Source organism: Amycolatopsis ultiminotia (assembly GCF_039536925.1).
Classification (GTDB): Bacteria; Actinomycetota; Actinomycetes; order Mycobacteriales; family Pseudonocardiaceae; genus Amycolatopsis; species Amycolatopsis ultiminotia.
This window is the reverse complement of sequence record NZ_BAAAZN010000003.1, coordinates 539650-555892: the sequence shown is the minus strand read 5'-3', so window position 1 is coordinate 555892 and position 16243 is coordinate 539650. Positions and strand designations below refer to the sequence as shown.

Sequence of the window (16243 nt, the reverse complement as noted above, 5' to 3'; positions counted from 1 at the left end):
TATAGCCCCTAAACTCCTTGGCCGCGTATGTTTGGCTTTGAGTTGTTTAGGGGGGATAAACGGCAGAGTAGGCCCCCTAGGCGAGAGGTGTCAACCCCCTCTAAACTGACCGCCATGGCGGATCCGGACGACTTCGACGCGGTACGCGACGACAGAGACCCGTTGCGGCGCGCGCGCCGCGCCGCCGAGCTGCAGACGCACTACCAGCAGCGAGCCACAGAACTGTCGCGACTGAGGAAAGCCGCCATCGAAGAGGCGCATCGCGACCTGGACATGAGCTACACGGAGATCGCCACAGCGCTGGGCATCTCGAAGGGCCGGATCACACAGATCAGAGGCAGCGCACCGGCACGCGAACGTGCCTTCTTCGGTGTCGGCCCCGTGGCAGTCGGTGTGCCGCTCCGACGCGGGACGGACCACCGCATGCGAACCTACGTGGACGCTGCGGACATGACCGCCCAGACTCAGGCTGAGGGAGTCCTCGCCAGCCTTTCGCTAGCCGCTGAGCCGTTCAACATCGAGCCGGACCTCGAATCCGTGCCGGTAGGCGACGCGATTGTCATTTGCGGGCCGCGGTCAGCTCCGGTCGGCGCAAGCCTTCTCGCTGCGGATACGCACCTCGGCTTCACTCGCGAGGACGAGCGTTGGCGCATCGACGACCACAACTCGGGCGTGAAATACTTCTCCCCCCGGCTGGACACCCCACCGCGGGACGAAGAGTTCGGCTACTTCGCTCGCCATCGCCAGGACGACCGGGTGATCATTCACGTCGCCGGCATCACGGCGGTCGGGTCCAGCGGTGTCCTGCACTACTTGCAGACGAACGTCCGGGAGTTGTTCACGTCCGAGGGCGACGTGTCGTTCAGCATGGTCGTTAAGTGCAGCTTCACCAGTGATACGACGATCACGGGGAGCGAACTCGTAGCCGGCCCCTATAGGTGGTGACATCCGTGCAGGTAGCCGTAGCGCAGACGCCAGCACCCGAAAGCAGCCAGGACCGCGTTGTGGCTGACGACCAGATCGCGCTCGTTCTTGACGGCGCAAGCGCTTTCGAACCCGTCGACGTGTCAACCAGCACTTACGTCAACCACCTGGCGAATGAAATCAGTGCAAACCTGAAGGAGGGGCCGGAGGTCGCGCTGGCCGAGTCGGTCGCGGCGGCTATCGAGGAGACCGCCCGCGAGCTGGATCTGAAGGCAGGGAACGCACCGTCGAGCACCGTTAGCTTGTTGCGGGAGCGCGACGACAGCGTCGACATATTTTGCTTGGGCGACAGTGCGATCTACTACGGTGCCGATGATGGCGAGCCGATCGAGCTGATCGACCTCCGGCTCGCAAACCTTGGCATAACCCAACATCGGGCATACCGCGAGCGCATCGCCGCGGGCCACGGTTACGACGCGAGGCATCGAGAGCTGCTCTCGGAACTACAGCGAGAGCAACGCAAATGTCGAAACCGACCCGGCGGCTACTGGATCGCGGAAACCGACCCCGACGCCGCCCGGCACGGATACACGAGAACGGTGCCGAGAAAGGACATCACCTGGGCCGTGCTCGCGACGGACGGCGCGTACGGACCCATGCTCCACTTAGGACTTGCGAACTGGGCATTACTCGCCCGCCAGCCCGCGCCAACGCTTGAACGGACGCTTGCAGAGTGCGCGAGATGGGAACACGAGGTTGATCCTGACGGTCGATTGCTCCCTCGAGCGAAGGTCAGCGACGACAAAGCGTTGGCTTGCGCCGTCCTGTAGGACGCTATTCCACACTCGCCGCGGCACGTCGCACAAGCTTAGGCATACGGCTGCCGATCGCCTCGGCTGCAGCCCTGTCTGCCGCACCGCGCCAAGCCGCATAGTGTCGCAGCGTTGTCGTGCCGTCGCCATGTCCCAGCCTGCCGGCGACCGTTCGGAGGTCGGTGCCAGAAGTGAGGAGCTCCGTCGCCGAGTAGTGCCGCAACTCTTTGAGCTGCGTCTCGATGGAAAGCTTTGCGGCGAGCCGCGCGTACTTACGTGTGAGCGAGCTCGGATCCCGCGGTTTGCTGAGATCGGGCTTGGCAGAGAACAGCCACGTCTTGCCCGTCAAAACGAGTCCCAGGCCAGCCAACTGGTCGATGGCGGCCTCCCGATGCTGTCGAAGCAGGGTCACGGTTTCCGGGTCCAAGGAAAGCCGTCGCCCCTGGTGCGTCTTCGTATCCTTGAGAATCATGCCGTCCGGCCCGCGAACGTAGTTCTCATCCAGGATCACCACGGCGGCGTCCATGTCGATATCCTCCCATTGGAGCGCAACGACTTCGCCTCGGCGCGCTCCGGTCACAGCTGACAGCCAGACGTAGGTCCCCCACTCCGGGCTGTTCTCGTGCGCAGCCTCGATAATCCGCGCCATGTCCGCGCTGGACGGTGGTCGCGGCTGCGGCTTGCGCTTCGCGGGCAACTTCACCGCTGGCGCTGGATTGTAGGGGATGCGGTTCCAGCGGACGGCGGCGCTAAGCGCGCCGCTGATGATCGCGTGCATCGACCGAACCGAAGAGGCCGCATAGGGGTTGCACTTGTGCGGCTGGCATTCGGTTACCACGCACCCGGCGGAATCGCAGTTGTGCGACGTCGCCCAATCTGGCCGTGGCCGGCCTGCGGGCCGACGGTGCCGCACTGTGCGGCATTGGTGCGGACCATCGACACGATGCTCGATGAACGGTTTCCCGTCACACCGCTTCCGGCAACGCCGGAGATCGGCGTAGAACGCCTCCAGCCGCGAGGATGCGTCGCGTAGCAACAGCACAAGCGGCACGTCACCGAGCACCGGGCGAATGTGGTCGCGGATCATCCACTCGTAGTTCATCCGCGTTGTGGCGTCGATCTCGGCCTGGGGCAGCCACTGGTCGAGGAGTGCGCCGAAGGTTGCCTTCGTCCGCGCGACCTTAAGGGAATCCGCTTCGCCCTGTAGCCGCGTGCGGAGCTTCTCTGCTTCCTTCCACGCCGCCCGCTCGGACCGTTCGTTGCCTGGCCGCTCGATGATCACCGAGTCGGTCAGCACGATCCGTTCGCCGGTTGCGGGGTCCTTCCCGGCGGAAATCCGAACCTGGAACTTGTCACGGTGTCGGCGGATGCTTCCGCGTTGCCGTGCCCCTTCTCCCGCCCCCGTGGTCGCCATGTGATCACGGTAGCAACGTTGGTGGACCAGACTGTGGACCAAGATCAACTGAGTGAGCCTGAACCGCGAGCGGGCGGGCAGGCAAAAAAAGGAAACCCCCTGCTAAGAGGGGGTTTCCTACTGTCTCGACCAGACGTGCGCCCGAAGGGATTCGAACCCCTGACCTTCTGATCCGTAGTCAGATGCTCTATCCAGCTGAGCTACGGGCGCGTGTTCAGTTGTAACCTAGCACCTGCCGGAACAGGTACCAGCGGAGGCTCCGGGATTTGAACCCGGGAGGGGGGGTTACCCCCAACCGCATTAGCAGTGCGGCGCCATAGACCAGACTAGGCGAAGCCTCCTGGGCCCGAACGACCACTGCTCAGATAGGTTACACACCTCGGCGGCTTCGCACGAAGGCACCCCCCTCAACGATGCAGCAGCCGGCGCATCCAGGGGGAACGGCCGCCCAGCCCCTCGGCCTCGAAGGTGGCGATGCCGACTCTCGGCAGGGAACCCACGCCGGGGTACACCAGGTAGCGCGGGACCCACCGGGGCTGGAACTTGGCGTTGAACCGGTAGAGGCTTTCGATCTGGATCCAGCGGGAAAAGAAGTGCAGCACTTTCGCCGACAGCCTGGCGACCGGGCCCGCCCCGATCCGCTGGCCCTGCTCCATCAGGGCGCGGAAGGCGGCGAAGTTGAGGGACACGTGGTCGATCCCGTGCTCGCGCGAGTGCAGCAGCAGCTCCGAGATCATCAGCTCGTTCACGCCGTTGTCCACGCTGCGGTCGCGGCGCATCACGTCCAGCGACAGGCCCTTCTCGCCCCACGGCACGAACTGCAACACGCCGCGTACCCGTCCGTCCTGCTCCGCGGTGACGATCATCGAACCGGGATCGCCCAGCCGCCCCAGCGCCATGGAGAAACCGCGTTCGGTCTCCGTGCCGCGCCAAGTGGCCGCCAGGTCGGCCAGTTCGGACAGCTCGCCGGGGCGCAGATCCTCCGCATGCCGCACCAGGACCTTGTAGCCGGCCCGTTTGGTGCGCGACGCGGCTTGGCGCACTCCGCGCATGCTGCGGCCGTCGAGGGTGAAGGTCTGGGTGTCGACGACGGCCTCGTCACCGATCTCCAGCACCTCCAGGCCGAACCTCGCCCACACCGTCGCGCCGAGCTCGGACGCACCCATCGCCGCAGGCACCCACGCGTTGCGGCGGCAGATCTCCAGGTACTCCTCGATCGCGCCGGGCCACGCCTCGTGGTCGCCGAGCGGGTCGGCCGAGGTCAGCGCGACCCCGGCGATCACCCGGAACGTCACGGCCGCCTTGCCGGACTTCGAGAAGACCGCGAACTTGTCCCGGCGCAGCGCGAAATACCCCAGCGAGTCACGGTCACCGTGCTGCTTCAGCAGCGCGTGCAGCCGCCCCAGCTCCTCGTCACTCAGCTCCGGGGCCGGCTCTGCCGAGCGCAGCAGGAAGTACGTCGCCAGCAGCACGCCTGCGATGCTGAACAACAGCCCGAGCGTGGCGGAAAGGTCGTCCAGCCACTCCTCGTGGAACACCGCCGGCCCGCTCACCCCGGCCAGCGCGAACGTCGACTGTTCGAGCCGCTGCGAGAAGGCAAGCGGTTCAAGCATCCGCGCCGGTGCCACCGACAGCAGCGCCACGTTGATCACGAACCCGGCCAGCACCATCTGCAGGAACACCCGCGCCGCCCGCCAGCGCCCGACCGTCGGGTCCGGGCGGGCGATGAAGTACGGCCGTGTGGCGAGCAGACCCGCGAGCAGGATCACCGAAACCAGCCCGGCGCCGACCACGTGCCGCAGCCCGAGGTGCGACACCGTCAGCAGCGCACTGAAGGCCACCGCGAGCTGCCATGCCCGGCGTTTGCGCCGGCGCAGCCCGGCCGCGAGCATGATCAACACCACCCCGGTGACGATCGCCACCGCGGCGGCCGCGGTGGTGGCCTCCTGCGGTAATTCCAGCCACTCCGACAGGTGCCCGCGCATCCGGTGCCCGACCGGGACCACCACGCTCACCAGCGTCAGCAGACCGGTCAACCTGGTCACCCAGGTGATCGCAACGACCGACGTGACCCCCGCCACCTGCCAGGTGTGCTGCGCGCGAGTCCCCGTCACCACGCGTGCAACACGTACGGCCCAGCCATGCTTCCCCCGTTTTCGTCACTCCACGGCGAGCTCCACGAATGGCGTCAGCGCGGCCGGGTTGGCCAGCGCGTCCCTGCTCACCGCCCTCTCCGGCGCGACTCCGGAGAGTATCTTCTTCACTGGTACCTCACACTTCTTACCGTTCAACGTACGGGGGATCTCGGCGACCACCACGAAGCGGTCCGGCACGTGTCGAGGCGACAGCGCTCCGCGGAGTTCCTTCCGCAGGCCCGGCTCGATGTCGGCGAGCGCAGCACCGTCGGCGAGGACCAGGAAGCAGAGCAACTGCCCGTCCTCGTTGCCCACCGCCGAGGTGTCCACCACCAGCGAGTCGGCGACCTCGTCGAAGCCCTCGACGACGCGGTAGAACTCGGCAGTGCCCATCCGCACACCGCCGCGGTTGAGCGTGGAGTCGCTGCGGCCGTAGATCACCGCGGAGCCACGCCGGGTGATCTTGATCCAGTCCCCGTGCCGCCACACCCCCGGGTACATCTCGAAGTACGCCTCGCGCAGCCGGGAGCCGTCCGGGTCGTTCCAGAAGAACACCGGCATCGACGGCATCGGCTCGGTGATCACCAGTTCGCCGACCTCCTCGATGACCGGCTCGCCCTTCTCGTCGAACGCCGCCAGCGCGGCACCCAGCGCCGGACAGGACAGCTCGCCGAGCCACACCGGCACGTCCGGCGCCGCGGCGACGAAAGCCGCGCACAGGTCGGTGCCCCCGGAGACCGAGCAGATCTGCACGGACCGGCCGATCTCGTCGGCGATCCACCGGAAGCCCTCCACCGAAAGCGGTGCACCGGTCGAGCCGAGCGCACGCAGGGCACTCAGATCGTGCCCGGCGGCGGGTTTCAATCCCGCCTTGAGGCAGCTCTGGATGAACGGCGCGGAGGTGCCGAAGTAACTGATCCGGTGTTGTTCGGCCAAGCGCCACAACACATTCAGGTCGGGATGGCCGGGGCTGCCGTCGAACAACACGATCGTGGCACCGACGGTGAGACCGGAGACGAGGAAGTTCCACATCATCCAGCCGGTGGTGGTGAACCAGAAGAACCGGTCGCCCGGCCCGAGCCCGCTCTGCAGGCTCAGCGCCTTGAGGTGTTCGACGACGATGCCGCCGTGCCCCTGCACGATCCCCTTCGGCAGACCGGTCGTGCCCGAGGAGTACAGCACCCACAGCGGATGCGCGAAGTCCACCGGCTCGTAAGCGAGTTCGGCACCGCGGTGTTCGGCGAGCAGCTCGGCCCAGTCGAGCGTGCCCTCGATGGTCCCCTCGCCGACGTAGTTCACCAGCACGGTGGCTTCCAGCGACGGGATCTGTTCCTGCAGCTGCCGGACCGTGCCGCGTACGTCGAACGAACGGCCGTTGTAGGCGTATCCGTTCACCGCGACGAGCACCTTCGGCCCGATCTGGGTGAACCGGTCGGAGGTCGCGCGGATGCCGAAGTCCGGCGAGCACGACGACCAGATCGCGCCGAGCGCGGCCGTGGCGAGGAAGGCGATCAGCGTCTGCGGGCAGTTCGGCGCGAGCGCCACCACCCGGTCGCCCTTGCCGACGCCGAGCGCCACGAGCGCGGCCCGCGCGGCAGCTACCTGGGCACGGAGCTCGCCGAACGTCAGCTGCTCGGTGAGCCCGTCCTCACGGTGGAAGAGCACGGCGAGTTCGTCGTCGGCCTTCGCTGCTCCCGCGACCCCGGGGCTGAGCGAGTGCTCCGCGTAGTTGAGCGTGCTGCCCTCGAACCACTTCGCCGAGGGCATCGCGCCGGACAGCACCGCACGCGGGCGGTCGTGCCAGCGCACCTCCAGGAATTCCGCGACCGCCGCCCAGAACTGCGGCACGTGCTCGACCGAGTAGTGCCACAGGTCCTGGTAATCGGCCAAGTCCACGTCGTGGTGCGCGCGCAGCCAGCGACGGAAGGCCTCGATCTTCGTGTCGGCGACCTGCTCGGGTTCCGGCCGCCACAGCACTTCGGGAACATCGGCGTTCAGCGTCACGCACCGAAGCTAGCCGCGGCCGATACCCCCGGCAAGGGTCACCGCAGGTGCGCGTCGAACCAGTCCAGCGTGCGCTGCCATGCCTCCTGCGCGGCACCGGGGTCGGCGTCGAAACGGTGGTTCGCGCCCGGGTAGCGGACGACGTTGGTGGCCACCTTCGCGGCCGCGGCGGCGTCGCGCAGCCGCTCCACCTCCGCCTCCCCCGCCGCGTCCCCGGCGTCGCCGTACATCCCGAGCCACGGGCTGGTGACCCGGCCCGCGATCTCCAGCAGCCGGGGCAGTTCGGCGACCGCCTGCCCGCCGACGCTCACCGCCGCGCCGAGCTTGCGGTGCGAGGCGACCACCAATGCGGCCGTGCCACCGAGGTCGAAGCCGACGACGCCACGCAGATCCGCATCGACACCGCGGTCGACGAGCCATTCGAGCGTGATGTCCGTCGCATCGAGCAGGTCCTGCTGGGTCAGCTCCGCATCCGGCTCGAGGTGCGGTGTGACGGTGAGCCAGCCCTCTCCGGCGAGGCTGGTGACCAGCAGCAGCACGCCATCGGTGACGCCGTGGCCCTCGTGCAGGACGATCAGGCCACCACGTAGGGCTCGCTCGGGCTCCGCGAAGGTCAGGCGCAGGGTGGCGCCGTCGGTACGCTGGTAATCCACGGTGGTCGTCGACGTCATCGCCTCATGCAATCACCTCCAGGTGAAGGTTGGGAACCTTTGCGGATCCGTCCGGGCGAGATACGGTGACCGCGCTGTCCCAGCGAGACTCCAGGAGACCGACGATGCCGTCTCTCACCCCGCGATCCGACCTCGAATCGTTGCCGAAGTACGTCCCCGGCCGGACAATCCAAGGCGCGATCAAGCTTGCCAGCAACGAGGTACCGGGCGGCCCGCTGCCGAGCGTGCGGGAGGCGATCACCGAGGCGCTGACCACCGTGAACCGCTATCCGGACAACGGCGCGCAGGCGTTGCGGGAGCGGCTCTCGCAGGAGCTGGACGTGCCGCAGGAGCAGCTCGCCGTCGGCTGCGGCTCGGTGTCGTTGTGCCAGCAGCTGATCCAGGCGGTGTGCGGGCCCGGCGACGAGGCGCTGTTCCCGTGGCGCTCGTTCGAGGCCTACCCGATCGTGGCCCAGGTGGCGCATGCGACGAGCGTGCAGGTCCCGCTCACCCCCGAGCACGGTCTCGATCTCGACGCGATGCTGGCGGCCGTCACCGAGCGGACCAAGCTGGTCTTCGTCTGCAACCCGAACAACCCCAGCGGCACCGCGCTGCACCGGGACGAGATCGAGCGCTTCCTCGACGCCGTGCCACCGCACGTGCTGGTGGTGCTCGACGAGGCGTACAAGGAGTTCGTGACCGACCCGGAGGTCCCGGACGGCGTGGAGTTCACCCGCACGCGCGACAACGTGGCGGTGCTGCGCACGTTCTCCAAGGCATACGGGCTGGCCGGACTGCGAGTCGGCTATGCCGTTGCCCCCGCGGCGATCGCGCAGGCCGTGCAGCAGGTGTACGTGGCCTTCTCGGTGAACTCGCTGGCACAGACCGCCGCGATCGCCTCGCTCGACGCCGCCGAGGAGTTGTTGGCGCGCTGCCGGGACATCGTCGCCGAACGCGAACGGGTGCGGAACGCGTTGCTGGACATGGGATACGAGATTCCGCCGACGCAGGCCAACTTCGTGTGGTTCCCGCTCGGGGAGCGCACCGTCGCCTTCGCCGAGCACATGCTGGACCGGAAGCTGGTCGTGCGGCCGTTCGCGGGCGAGGGCGCACGGGTGACCATCGGGACGGCGGAGGAGAACGACCAGTTCCTGGCCGCGGCACGGGAGTTCGCCGCTATTTGAGCAGCAGCTGCACCACGGCGGCGAGGCCGATCACCACGATCACGCCGCGCAGTACGGTGGGCGACAGCTTGCGGCCGATCTTCGCGCCGAGTTGCCCACCGAGCGTGGAGCCGAGTGCAAGCAGCCCGATCACCGCCCAGTTGACCGGTGCGGTGCACGCGTAGATCACGCCGGCGACCACGTTGACGACCGCGGAAAGCGCGTTCTTCACGCCGTTGAGCCGCTGCATGGACTCCGACAGCAGCATGCCCATCACGGCCATCATCATCACGCCCTGCGCCGCGGTGAAGTAGCCGCCGTAGATGCCGATCACGAACAGCAGTCCGAACAGCAGCGGGCCGGGCTTGTGCTCGCCACCGTTGACTTCGCGGCGTTTCTGCACCCACTTCGAGACCTTCGGCTGCACGATCACGAGCACCACGGCAAGTCCGACGAGCACCGGCACGATGGTCTCGAAGGCGTCCCGCGGCAACGTCAGCAGCAGAACCGTGCCGCCGATGGCCCCGAAGAACGAAGCGACCGCGAACCGCACCACCTGCGGCCAGTATCCGGCGAGCTCGGCCCGGTACCCGTAGGCCCCGCTGATCGTGCCCGGTGCAAGCCCGACCGCGTTCGACGTGGTCGCGGTGACCGGCGGGTACCCGAGCGCCACCAGCACCGGAAAGGTCACCAGCGTGCCGGATCCGACCACCGCATTGATGCCGCCTGCCCATACCCCGGCGACGAAGATGATCACGGCGTGCCACCAGGTCATAGGGGGACCCTAGGCATCCGGCCCGATGACGGCGACGCGATGTGGCCGGACCGACACTCGGACGGGCTCGTCCCGGCCCCGGCCGGTTCGGCCGCCCGCTCAGCAGACGCAGAACTCGTTCCCCTCCGGATCCTGCAGCACGGCGAAGTGGTCGGCCTCGTCGTCCACGGTCTGCAGGTGCCGGGCACCGCGCTCGGTCAGCCGGGCGACTTCCGCGGCCACCAGTGCTCGACGGTGCTCCTTCGGAGTGCCCCGCGGCCCGCCGGTCAGTACGTCCAGGTGCATGCGGTTCTTCGCGACCTTCGGCTCGGGCACGCGGTGGAAGAGCAGCCGCGGGCCGAAGCCGTCCGGGTCCACCAGCGCCGACCAGGCCTCGCTGCGGTCGCCGACCGCTCGGGAGAACTCGGCCCACGACGCATGGCCCGCCGGGGGAGGTTCGGGCACGTAGCCGAGTGCCGCCGCCCAGAAACCGGCAAGGCGGTCCGGCTCCGCGCAGTCGATCGCAATCTGCAGCTGCCTCGCCATACCGGAAATGATGCCACCCCCGGCAACCTGCGCTACTCTGTTCACAAATTTGTGAAAACTTTGTACCCAGGGGGGCCGGCGGATGGAGAAGGTGCAGTTCACCGAGGAACGGGAGACGATGCTCGGCACGCTCTACGGACGTGCCCTCGACGCCCGGCGATCGGATCCGGTCCTGGGCGACACCGCGGCGGACGAGGCGGTACGGCGGATCGACTACGACTTCGCCCGGCTCGGCGTGAACCAGGACACCGCGATGTCGGTGGTGAGCCGGGCGCGTGCGATGGACGAACTCGCCTGCGCATGGCTGGCGGAGCACCCGGACGCGGTGGTGCTGCACCTCGGCTGCGGGATGGACACCCGGGTGTTCCGCCTCGATCCGCCGCCGACCGTCCACTGGTTCGATGTGGACTACCCGGACGTGATCGCCCTGCGCGAGCGGCTCTACCCGCAGCGCCCCGGATACTCGACGATCGGTTCGTCGGTCACCGATTTCACATGGCTGGAAAGGATTCCGGCGGAGCACCCGGCGTTGATCGTCGCCGAAGGCCTGACCATGTACCTCACCCCGGCCGACGGTGCGGAACTGATGCGCCGGCTCGTCGGCCGGTTCCCGTCCGGCCTGCTGGTCTGCGATTTCTTCAGCACGCTCGGGATCAGGGCCCAGCTGCTCAATCCGGTTGTCCGCAGGGCGAACGCGAAACTCCACTGGGGCATCGACGATCCGCACGAACTCGAGCGATACGGCCTGCACTTGGTGTCCTGTTTGGACGCCACGGACTGGGCCGCCGGTGACGTGGTCGCCCGGCTGCCGGTGGCGTCAAGGCTGGCACTGCGCGCGAGTGCGCTCATTCCGGCGCTGCGGCGGATGGGCCGGATCGGCGAGTGGCGGTTCTGACCCTCCACTTCGGACCCGCCGGAAGACGGCATCCCCTTGTTGCGGCTACCGGGTTTCCAGCACCCGCTCCACGAACAGGCCAACCTTGCCGCGCATCCGCTCGAGCCGCTGCTCCACGGTGAGCGATTCGTGTGGCTGCGGCACGGCCGGACGCCGTTCGCCACGTACATACGCGTCGCACGCCAGATCAGCGCACAGGTACGTGCCCAGCGTGTTCCCCTCCCTGCCCGCCTTCCCCGCGCGACGGCCGCTGAACAGCGTGATGTCCGCCAGCGTGTGGGTGGTCCCGCAGAAACCGCACATGTTGCTGCGCAGCCGCGATTTCGCCGGCGGCGCGGCACGCAGGGACAGCCCGATCAGCTCGTCGCGGTGCGCCACCACGAGGTAGGCCCGCCCCGGCGCCTTCGGGTCGCGCCAGCCGAGGAAGTCGCGCGTGGCCCACGGCACATCGGTGGGCACGGTGAGGGACTTGGCCTCACCACGGGAACAGTTGACGAACGAAGCGCGGATCTCGTCGACGTCGAGCGGCTGCATATCCACACCGTAATCACCGGTGCGGCGCGCGGACCAAAGCTTTTCTCGCTCCGGGAGGCACGAACCCATACGATCGGCGGCGTGCGCGGGAAAACGGCGGGGCGGTTCCGGCTGGTTCTACGCACCAGCCTGGGCTTCGCCGGACTCGGCGTCGGCTCGAGTGTCGCCGGTGCCGGGGTCGTCGCGCTGCTGCTGCTCCTGCAGGGGCTGCCCGGCGACGTCGGCGACCGCGGCTGGGTGCTCGGGGTCACCGCGGCCGGAGTCGTCGCCGTGAGCCTGGTCGTCGGCACGTTGTGGACGGCCTACCTGCAACGGCGCACCGTGGTGTGGTTCACCCTCGGCAGGCCACCGACCGAGGACGAAGCGCGCCGGGCGTTGCGGCTGCCGGTGGACATGGCCGTGGTGAGCGGGACGTTGTGGCTGCTCGGCGCGCTGGCGCTGGGCACGCTCGCCGGCGTACTCGGCTCGCTCGAGGACGCGGCAGGTATGGCGCTCACCATCGGGCTCGGCGGGCTCACCACGGTCGGCCTGACCTACCTGGCCGCGGAGTGGGTGGCCCGGCCGGTGATGACGATGGCGCTCGACGTGCTCCCGCCGCGGGGTTCGCTGCCGGTCACCGTGCTGACCCGGCTGATCGTCACGTGGGCGCTGGCGTGCGGGGTGCCGCTGATCGGTGTGCTGCTGGTGGCCACCCCGCCGGACCTCGGCAAGGCGGACCCGACCCCCAGCCTCGTCGTGCTGTCCGTGACCGGACTGGCGACCGGGGCGATCGGCACCGCACTGCTCGCCCGCGCCGTCGCCGCACCCCTGCACCGGCTGCGGGTGGCGCTGGACCGGATCGCCCGCGGCAGCACCGAGGTGCGCGTGGACGTGGACGATTCCAGTGAGATCGGCATGCTGCAGACCTCGGTCAACGATCTCGCCGCCGGACTGCGCGAACAGGACCGCATGCGCGACCTGTTCGGCAGGCACGTCGGCGCGGACGTCGCCCGGCACGCACTCGAGTACGGCGCTTCCCTCTCCGGCGACGTCCGCGAGGTCACCGCACTGTTCGTGGACGTCGTCGATTCCACCGCACTGGCCGCACGCACCCCGCCGCAGGAACTGGTGGACAAGCTGAACCGGTTCTTCGCCGGCGTCGTCTCCGCGGTCGACGCGCGGGGCGGACTGGTCAACAAGTTCCAGGGCGACGCCGCGCTCTGCGTCTTCGGCGCGCCGACGAAGCTGTCCGACGGACCCACCATGGCACTCGCGGCAGCCCGCGCGATCCGCGACGCGGTGCTCTCCGCCGGCGAACTGGACCTGGGAATCGGTGTCGCGACGGGTTCGGTGTTCGCCGGACAGCTCGGCACGTCGAGCCGTCTCGAGTACACCGTGATCGGTGACGCGGTCAACGAAGCCGCGCGGCTCACCGAACACGCCAAGGCAGCGCCGTCCCGCATCCTGGCCGCCGAGATGACCGTGAAAGCCGCACTCGGCGGGGAACGCGAACACTGGCGGCTACACGGTGAACTGCTGCTGCGCGGCCGCCACCAGTCCACCCGCGCCTGGACGAACCAGACCTAAGGGTGCAGCACGATCTTTCCCACGTGCTGCCTTCGGGCGAGTTCCTCCTGCGCCCGCGCAGCTTGGTCCAGGGGGAACGTCGCGGCGATCACGGGCCGGATCTCGGACCGGCGCGCCAGGTCCATGAGGAGCGCGAAGTGCGTCGGGGTGTGCATCGCGGAGCCGATCACCTGTGCGTTGTGCAGGTAGAGCCGGCGTACGTCGAAGCTCACGTCGTACCCGCCGAGTGCTCCGGCGATGACCCATCGGCCGCCTTCGCGCAGCAGCGGCAGCCCCTCGGTGACCAGGTCTCCGGCGACGACGTCGAGTGCGACGTCGATGCCCTCCGAAGCGGCAGCGCGGATCTGCCGGCCGACATCTCGTGCGCGGTCGACGACTTCGTGTGCGCCCGCCTCGCGCACCGAATCGATCTTGGCTCCGCTGCTGATCCCCAGCACCCTCGCACCGCGCGCACGGGCGAGCTGCACCAGCGCGAGACCGACCCCGCCCGAGGCTCCCGAGACCAGCACGGTCTCGCCTGGCTGAAGCCGTCCGCGCTCGATCATGCCCAACGCCGTGCCGTAGGCAGTCGGCAACGTCGCGAGCTGATCGTCGGTGAGCGGAGATTCCGTCACGTCGTGCACCCGCTCCGCCGGTGCGGTCACGTACTCGGCGTAGCCGCCGTCGCGTTCGCTCCCCATCAGGCCGACCGGGTTCGCATCCGGCCCTGCGGAGTCGTAGATCGCCGGGTCGACGACCACCCGGCGATCGAGGAAGCTCTCGGCCACGTCGGCGCCGGTTGCCACGACGCGGCCGGCGACGTCGGCACCCTGGATACGCGGGAAGTCGATCGGACCTCGCCAGCCGGACAACGCCTTCGGCTCGCCCGGACGGCCGTAAGCGCCCTCCCTGGTCCACAGATCGGTGTTGTTGAGTGCTGTCGCGCTGACCCTGACCAGCACCTCCCCTGACTTCGGGGCGGGCACCGGCACCTCCGCCGGCTCGAGAACCTCCGGTCCGCCGTGCACTGCGATCCGCATCGCGCGCATGGTCTCGGGCACACCCATCGCATCCTCCTTCACAGGTATACTGATCTGTAAACTCCACCCAAGGTACACCGATCTGTGAAGAGGTGTCGTGGACGACGTGCCGCCCAGAACTCCGGCAGGTCATCGCATCGTGGCGGCGGCCGAGGAGCTGTTCTACCACCGTGGGATCACCGCGGTCGGCGTGGATCTGATCGCTGAGCACTCCGGCGTGACCAAGCGAACGCTGTACAACCAGTTCGGCTCGAAAGACCAGCTCGTCGCGATCTACCTCGCCGAGCGCGACCGGCGCTGGCGGTCAGCCGTCCGCGCTGCGGTTGCCGCCTGCGCCGACTCCGCCGAGGCCGTCACGGCACCCTTCGACGCACTGCGGACCTGGAGCGAGCACAACACCCGAGGATGCGCATTCGTCAACGCACTGGCCGAACTCCCGGACCCCTCGCATCCCGCCTACCGCGTGGCCACGGACCAGAAACGCTGGCTGCTGAACCTCTTCGAGGAACTCGCCACCGCAGCGGGCTGCCCGGACCCGGGCGTCCTCGCCATCCGGCTCCTCGTACTGCACGAGGGTGCGCTCGCCACGCAGCCGCTCTCGCTCGACACCCTCACCGAAAGCACCGACCTGGCGCGAACCCTGGTACGAGCAGGCACGCTGCCCCGCCGGTAAGCGGCACCGCGCTAGGAAAGCTCCGGCCAGGTCAGCACGGTCGAACCCCAGGTGAGGCCTGCCCCGAAGGCACTGAGCAGCACCCGATGGCCGGGCGCCAAGGTGCCGTCCGCATCCGCGTCGGCCAGTGCCAGCGGGATCGACGCGGCACTGGTGTTGCCGACCCGGTCGATGTTGGCGACCACCGCGTCCGAAGGCAGTCCGAGGTGCTTCGCGGTCGTCTGGAGGATCCGGATGTTGGCCTGGTGCCCGACGAACCGGTCGACATCGCCGACCATCCAGCCCGCCTGGTCCAGCACCGCACGCGACGATTCGGCCATCCGCGCGCAGGCCTGCCGGAACACCGCGGTGCCCTGCATGACGAGGAACTTCTCGTGCGGGTCGTCCGGCACGCGGTGCCGGGAGCCGCCCGCCTCGACCCACAGCAGCTCCGCCAGCTCACCCTCGCTGTGCAGATCGAACGGGCCCACTGCGCCCGGCTCCCCCGGCTCGCCCGCACGCAGCAGCAGCGCACCCGCACCGTCGCCGAAGATCGGCACCGTGGTGCGATCGCCCGGGTCGACGAGCGAGGTGAACACGTCCGCGCCGATCACCAGCACCCGGCGTGCGATGCCACCGGCGAGGAACCCGCATGCGGTGGCCAGCGCGTAGACGAACCCACTGCACACCGCGTTCACGTCGAACGCGGGCACCGTTCCGAGGCCGAGCCGCGCGGCCACCTGCGGCGCACTGGCCGGGCAGACCTGGTCCGGGGTTGAGGTGGCCAGCACCAGCGCGTCCGCATGACCCCCGCGCAGCGCAGCTCTGCCCGCCTCGACCGCGAGATCCACTGTGGACTGCCCGGGTGCGACCTGACGGCGCTCGCGGATGCCGGTGCGGGTGCGGATCCACTCGTCGGTGGTGTCGAGCCGGGCGGCGATCTCGTGGTTGGTCACCACCCGCTCCGGCACCGCACCACCCCATCCGGCGACCACGGCGGCGTGGCCAGGCAGCACTCTCGGCGACACTCCTGTGGCACTCACGGCGGAACCTCCCCAGCCGGCGGGCGGCGGTTTCCCCGGCTGCCTCTCTTTTATGGCCTACCCCTGGGTAGACCGGTCAGTTGTGTTCCACGTCACGGAGAGACCTCTTCCACATTCGCTCGATAGGAGGTA

At 68.7% G+C, this 16243-nt stretch carries 15 protein-coding genes and 2 tRNA genes; 6 read left to right on the top strand and 11 right to left on the bottom strand.

Annotation, left to right across the window (positions count from 1 at the left end):
- Nucleotides 1-114: 114 nt before the first annotated feature.
- Both ABD793_RS10375 and ABD793_RS10370 read left to right on the top strand, forming a co-directional pair.
- Nucleotides 115-945 carry a sigma-70 family RNA polymerase sigma factor gene (locus ABD793_RS10375; RefSeq protein ID WP_344858024.1) on the top strand — a complete coding sequence of 277 codons (831 nt, stop codon included), beginning with the start codon at nucleotides 115-117 and terminating at the stop codon, nucleotides 943-945.
- Nucleotides 946-1004: 59 nt separating this feature from the next.
- Nucleotides 1005-1754, top strand: a complete 750-nt coding sequence (locus tag ABD793_RS10370; protein WP_344858022.1) for a protein phosphatase 2C domain-containing protein — start codon at nucleotides 1005-1007, stop codon at nucleotides 1752-1754.
- 4 nt (nucleotides 1755-1758) lie between these two features.
- Here ABD793_RS10370 and ABD793_RS10365 read toward each other — a convergent pair whose 3' ends face one another.
- From ABD793_RS10365 to ABD793_RS10340, 6 genes are all read right to left on the bottom strand, one after another.
- Nucleotides 1759-3150, bottom strand: coding sequence for a tyrosine-type recombinase/integrase (locus ABD793_RS10365; protein ID WP_344858020.1), 1392 nt, complete (start codon nucleotides 3148-3150; stop codon nucleotides 1759-1761).
- Between the two features lie 136 nt (nucleotides 3151-3286).
- Nucleotides 3287-3360: transfer RNA gene (locus tag ABD793_RS10360), tRNA-Arg, on the bottom strand.
- A 41-nt stretch (nucleotides 3361-3401) separates the two neighbouring features.
- Nucleotides 3402-3491, bottom strand: a tRNA-Ser gene (locus tag ABD793_RS10355).
- Nucleotides 3492-3557: 66 nt separating this feature from the next.
- Nucleotides 3558-5267: a phosphatidylglycerol lysyltransferase domain-containing protein gene (locus tag ABD793_RS10350; protein WP_344858018.1), complete on the bottom strand. Its 1710-nt coding sequence runs from the start codon at nucleotides 5265-5267 to the stop codon at nucleotides 3558-3560.
- A 42-nt stretch (nucleotides 5268-5309) separates the two neighbouring features.
- Nucleotides 5310-7289, bottom strand: coding sequence for an acetoacetate--CoA ligase (locus ABD793_RS10345; protein ID WP_344858016.1), 1980 nt, complete (start codon nucleotides 7287-7289; stop codon nucleotides 5310-5312).
- A 38-nt stretch (nucleotides 7290-7327) separates the two neighbouring features.
- Nucleotides 7328-7960: a dienelactone hydrolase family protein gene (locus ABD793_RS10340; protein WP_344858014.1), complete on the bottom strand. Its 633-nt coding sequence runs from the start codon at nucleotides 7958-7960 to the stop codon at nucleotides 7328-7330.
- 104 nt (nucleotides 7961-8064) lie between these two features.
- On the opposite strand from ABD793_RS10340, the gene hisC reads away from it, so the two are divergent.
- On the top strand, nucleotides 8065-9123 hold the full coding sequence (gene hisC / locus ABD793_RS10335; protein ID WP_344858012.1) for a histidinol-phosphate transaminase: 1059 nt from the start codon (nucleotides 8065-8067) through the stop codon (nucleotides 9121-9123).
- Here hisC and ABD793_RS10330 read toward each other — a convergent pair.
- Nucleotides 9116-9877 (bottom strand): sulfite exporter TauE/SafE family protein, encoded by a 762-nt coding sequence (locus tag ABD793_RS10330; protein ID WP_344858009.1) that lies wholly within the window; start codon nucleotides 9875-9877, stop codon nucleotides 9116-9118. The genes hisC and ABD793_RS10330 overlap by 8 nt on opposite strands.
- A gap of 99 nt (nucleotides 9878-9976) precedes the next feature.
- A complete protein-coding gene (locus ABD793_RS10325; RefSeq protein ID WP_344858007.1) occupies nucleotides 9977-10402 on the bottom strand; it encodes a VOC family protein in 426 nt (141 codons plus the stop codon).
- Nucleotides 10403-10484: 82 nt separating this feature from the next.
- On the opposite strand from ABD793_RS10325, the gene ABD793_RS10320 reads away from it, so the two are divergent.
- Complete coding sequence (locus tag ABD793_RS10320; protein WP_344858005.1) at nucleotides 10485-11297, top strand: class I SAM-dependent methyltransferase; 813 nt, start codon at nucleotides 10485-10487, stop codon at nucleotides 11295-11297.
- Nucleotides 11298-11342: 45 nt separating this feature from the next.
- Here ABD793_RS10320 and ABD793_RS10315 read toward each other — a convergent pair whose 3' ends face one another.
- On the bottom strand, nucleotides 11343-11831 hold the full coding sequence (locus tag ABD793_RS10315; RefSeq protein WP_344858003.1) for an FBP domain-containing protein: 489 nt from the start codon (nucleotides 11829-11831) through the stop codon (nucleotides 11343-11345).
- An 81-nt stretch (nucleotides 11832-11912) separates the two neighbouring features.
- Between ABD793_RS10315 and ABD793_RS10310 the strand changes: the two genes are divergently transcribed.
- The gene (locus ABD793_RS10310) at nucleotides 11913-13397 is read left to right on the top strand and encodes an adenylate/guanylate cyclase domain-containing protein (protein WP_344858001.1); all 1485 of its coding nucleotides are present in this window, start codon (nucleotides 11913-11915) and stop codon (nucleotides 13395-13397) included.
- Here ABD793_RS10310 and ABD793_RS10305 read toward each other — a convergent pair.
- Nucleotides 13394-14443 (bottom strand): zinc-binding dehydrogenase, encoded by a 1050-nt coding sequence (locus ABD793_RS10305; protein ID WP_344857999.1) that lies wholly within the window; start codon nucleotides 14441-14443, stop codon nucleotides 13394-13396. The two genes, ABD793_RS10310 and ABD793_RS10305, sit on opposite strands and share 4 nt — an antisense overlap.
- A gap of 70 nt (nucleotides 14444-14513) precedes the next feature.
- Between ABD793_RS10305 and ABD793_RS10300 the strand changes: the two genes are divergently transcribed.
- Nucleotides 14514-15089: a TetR/AcrR family transcriptional regulator gene (locus ABD793_RS10300; protein WP_344857997.1), complete on the top strand. Its 576-nt coding sequence runs from the start codon at nucleotides 14514-14516 to the stop codon at nucleotides 15087-15089.
- A gap of 11 nt (nucleotides 15090-15100) precedes the next feature.
- On the opposite strand, the gene ABD793_RS10295 is transcribed toward ABD793_RS10300, so the two are convergent.
- On the bottom strand, nucleotides 15101-16081 hold the full coding sequence (locus ABD793_RS10295) for a beta-ketoacyl-ACP synthase III (protein WP_344858130.1): 981 nt from the start codon (nucleotides 16079-16081) through the stop codon (nucleotides 15101-15103).
- Nucleotides 16082-16243: the final 162 nt, after the last annotated feature.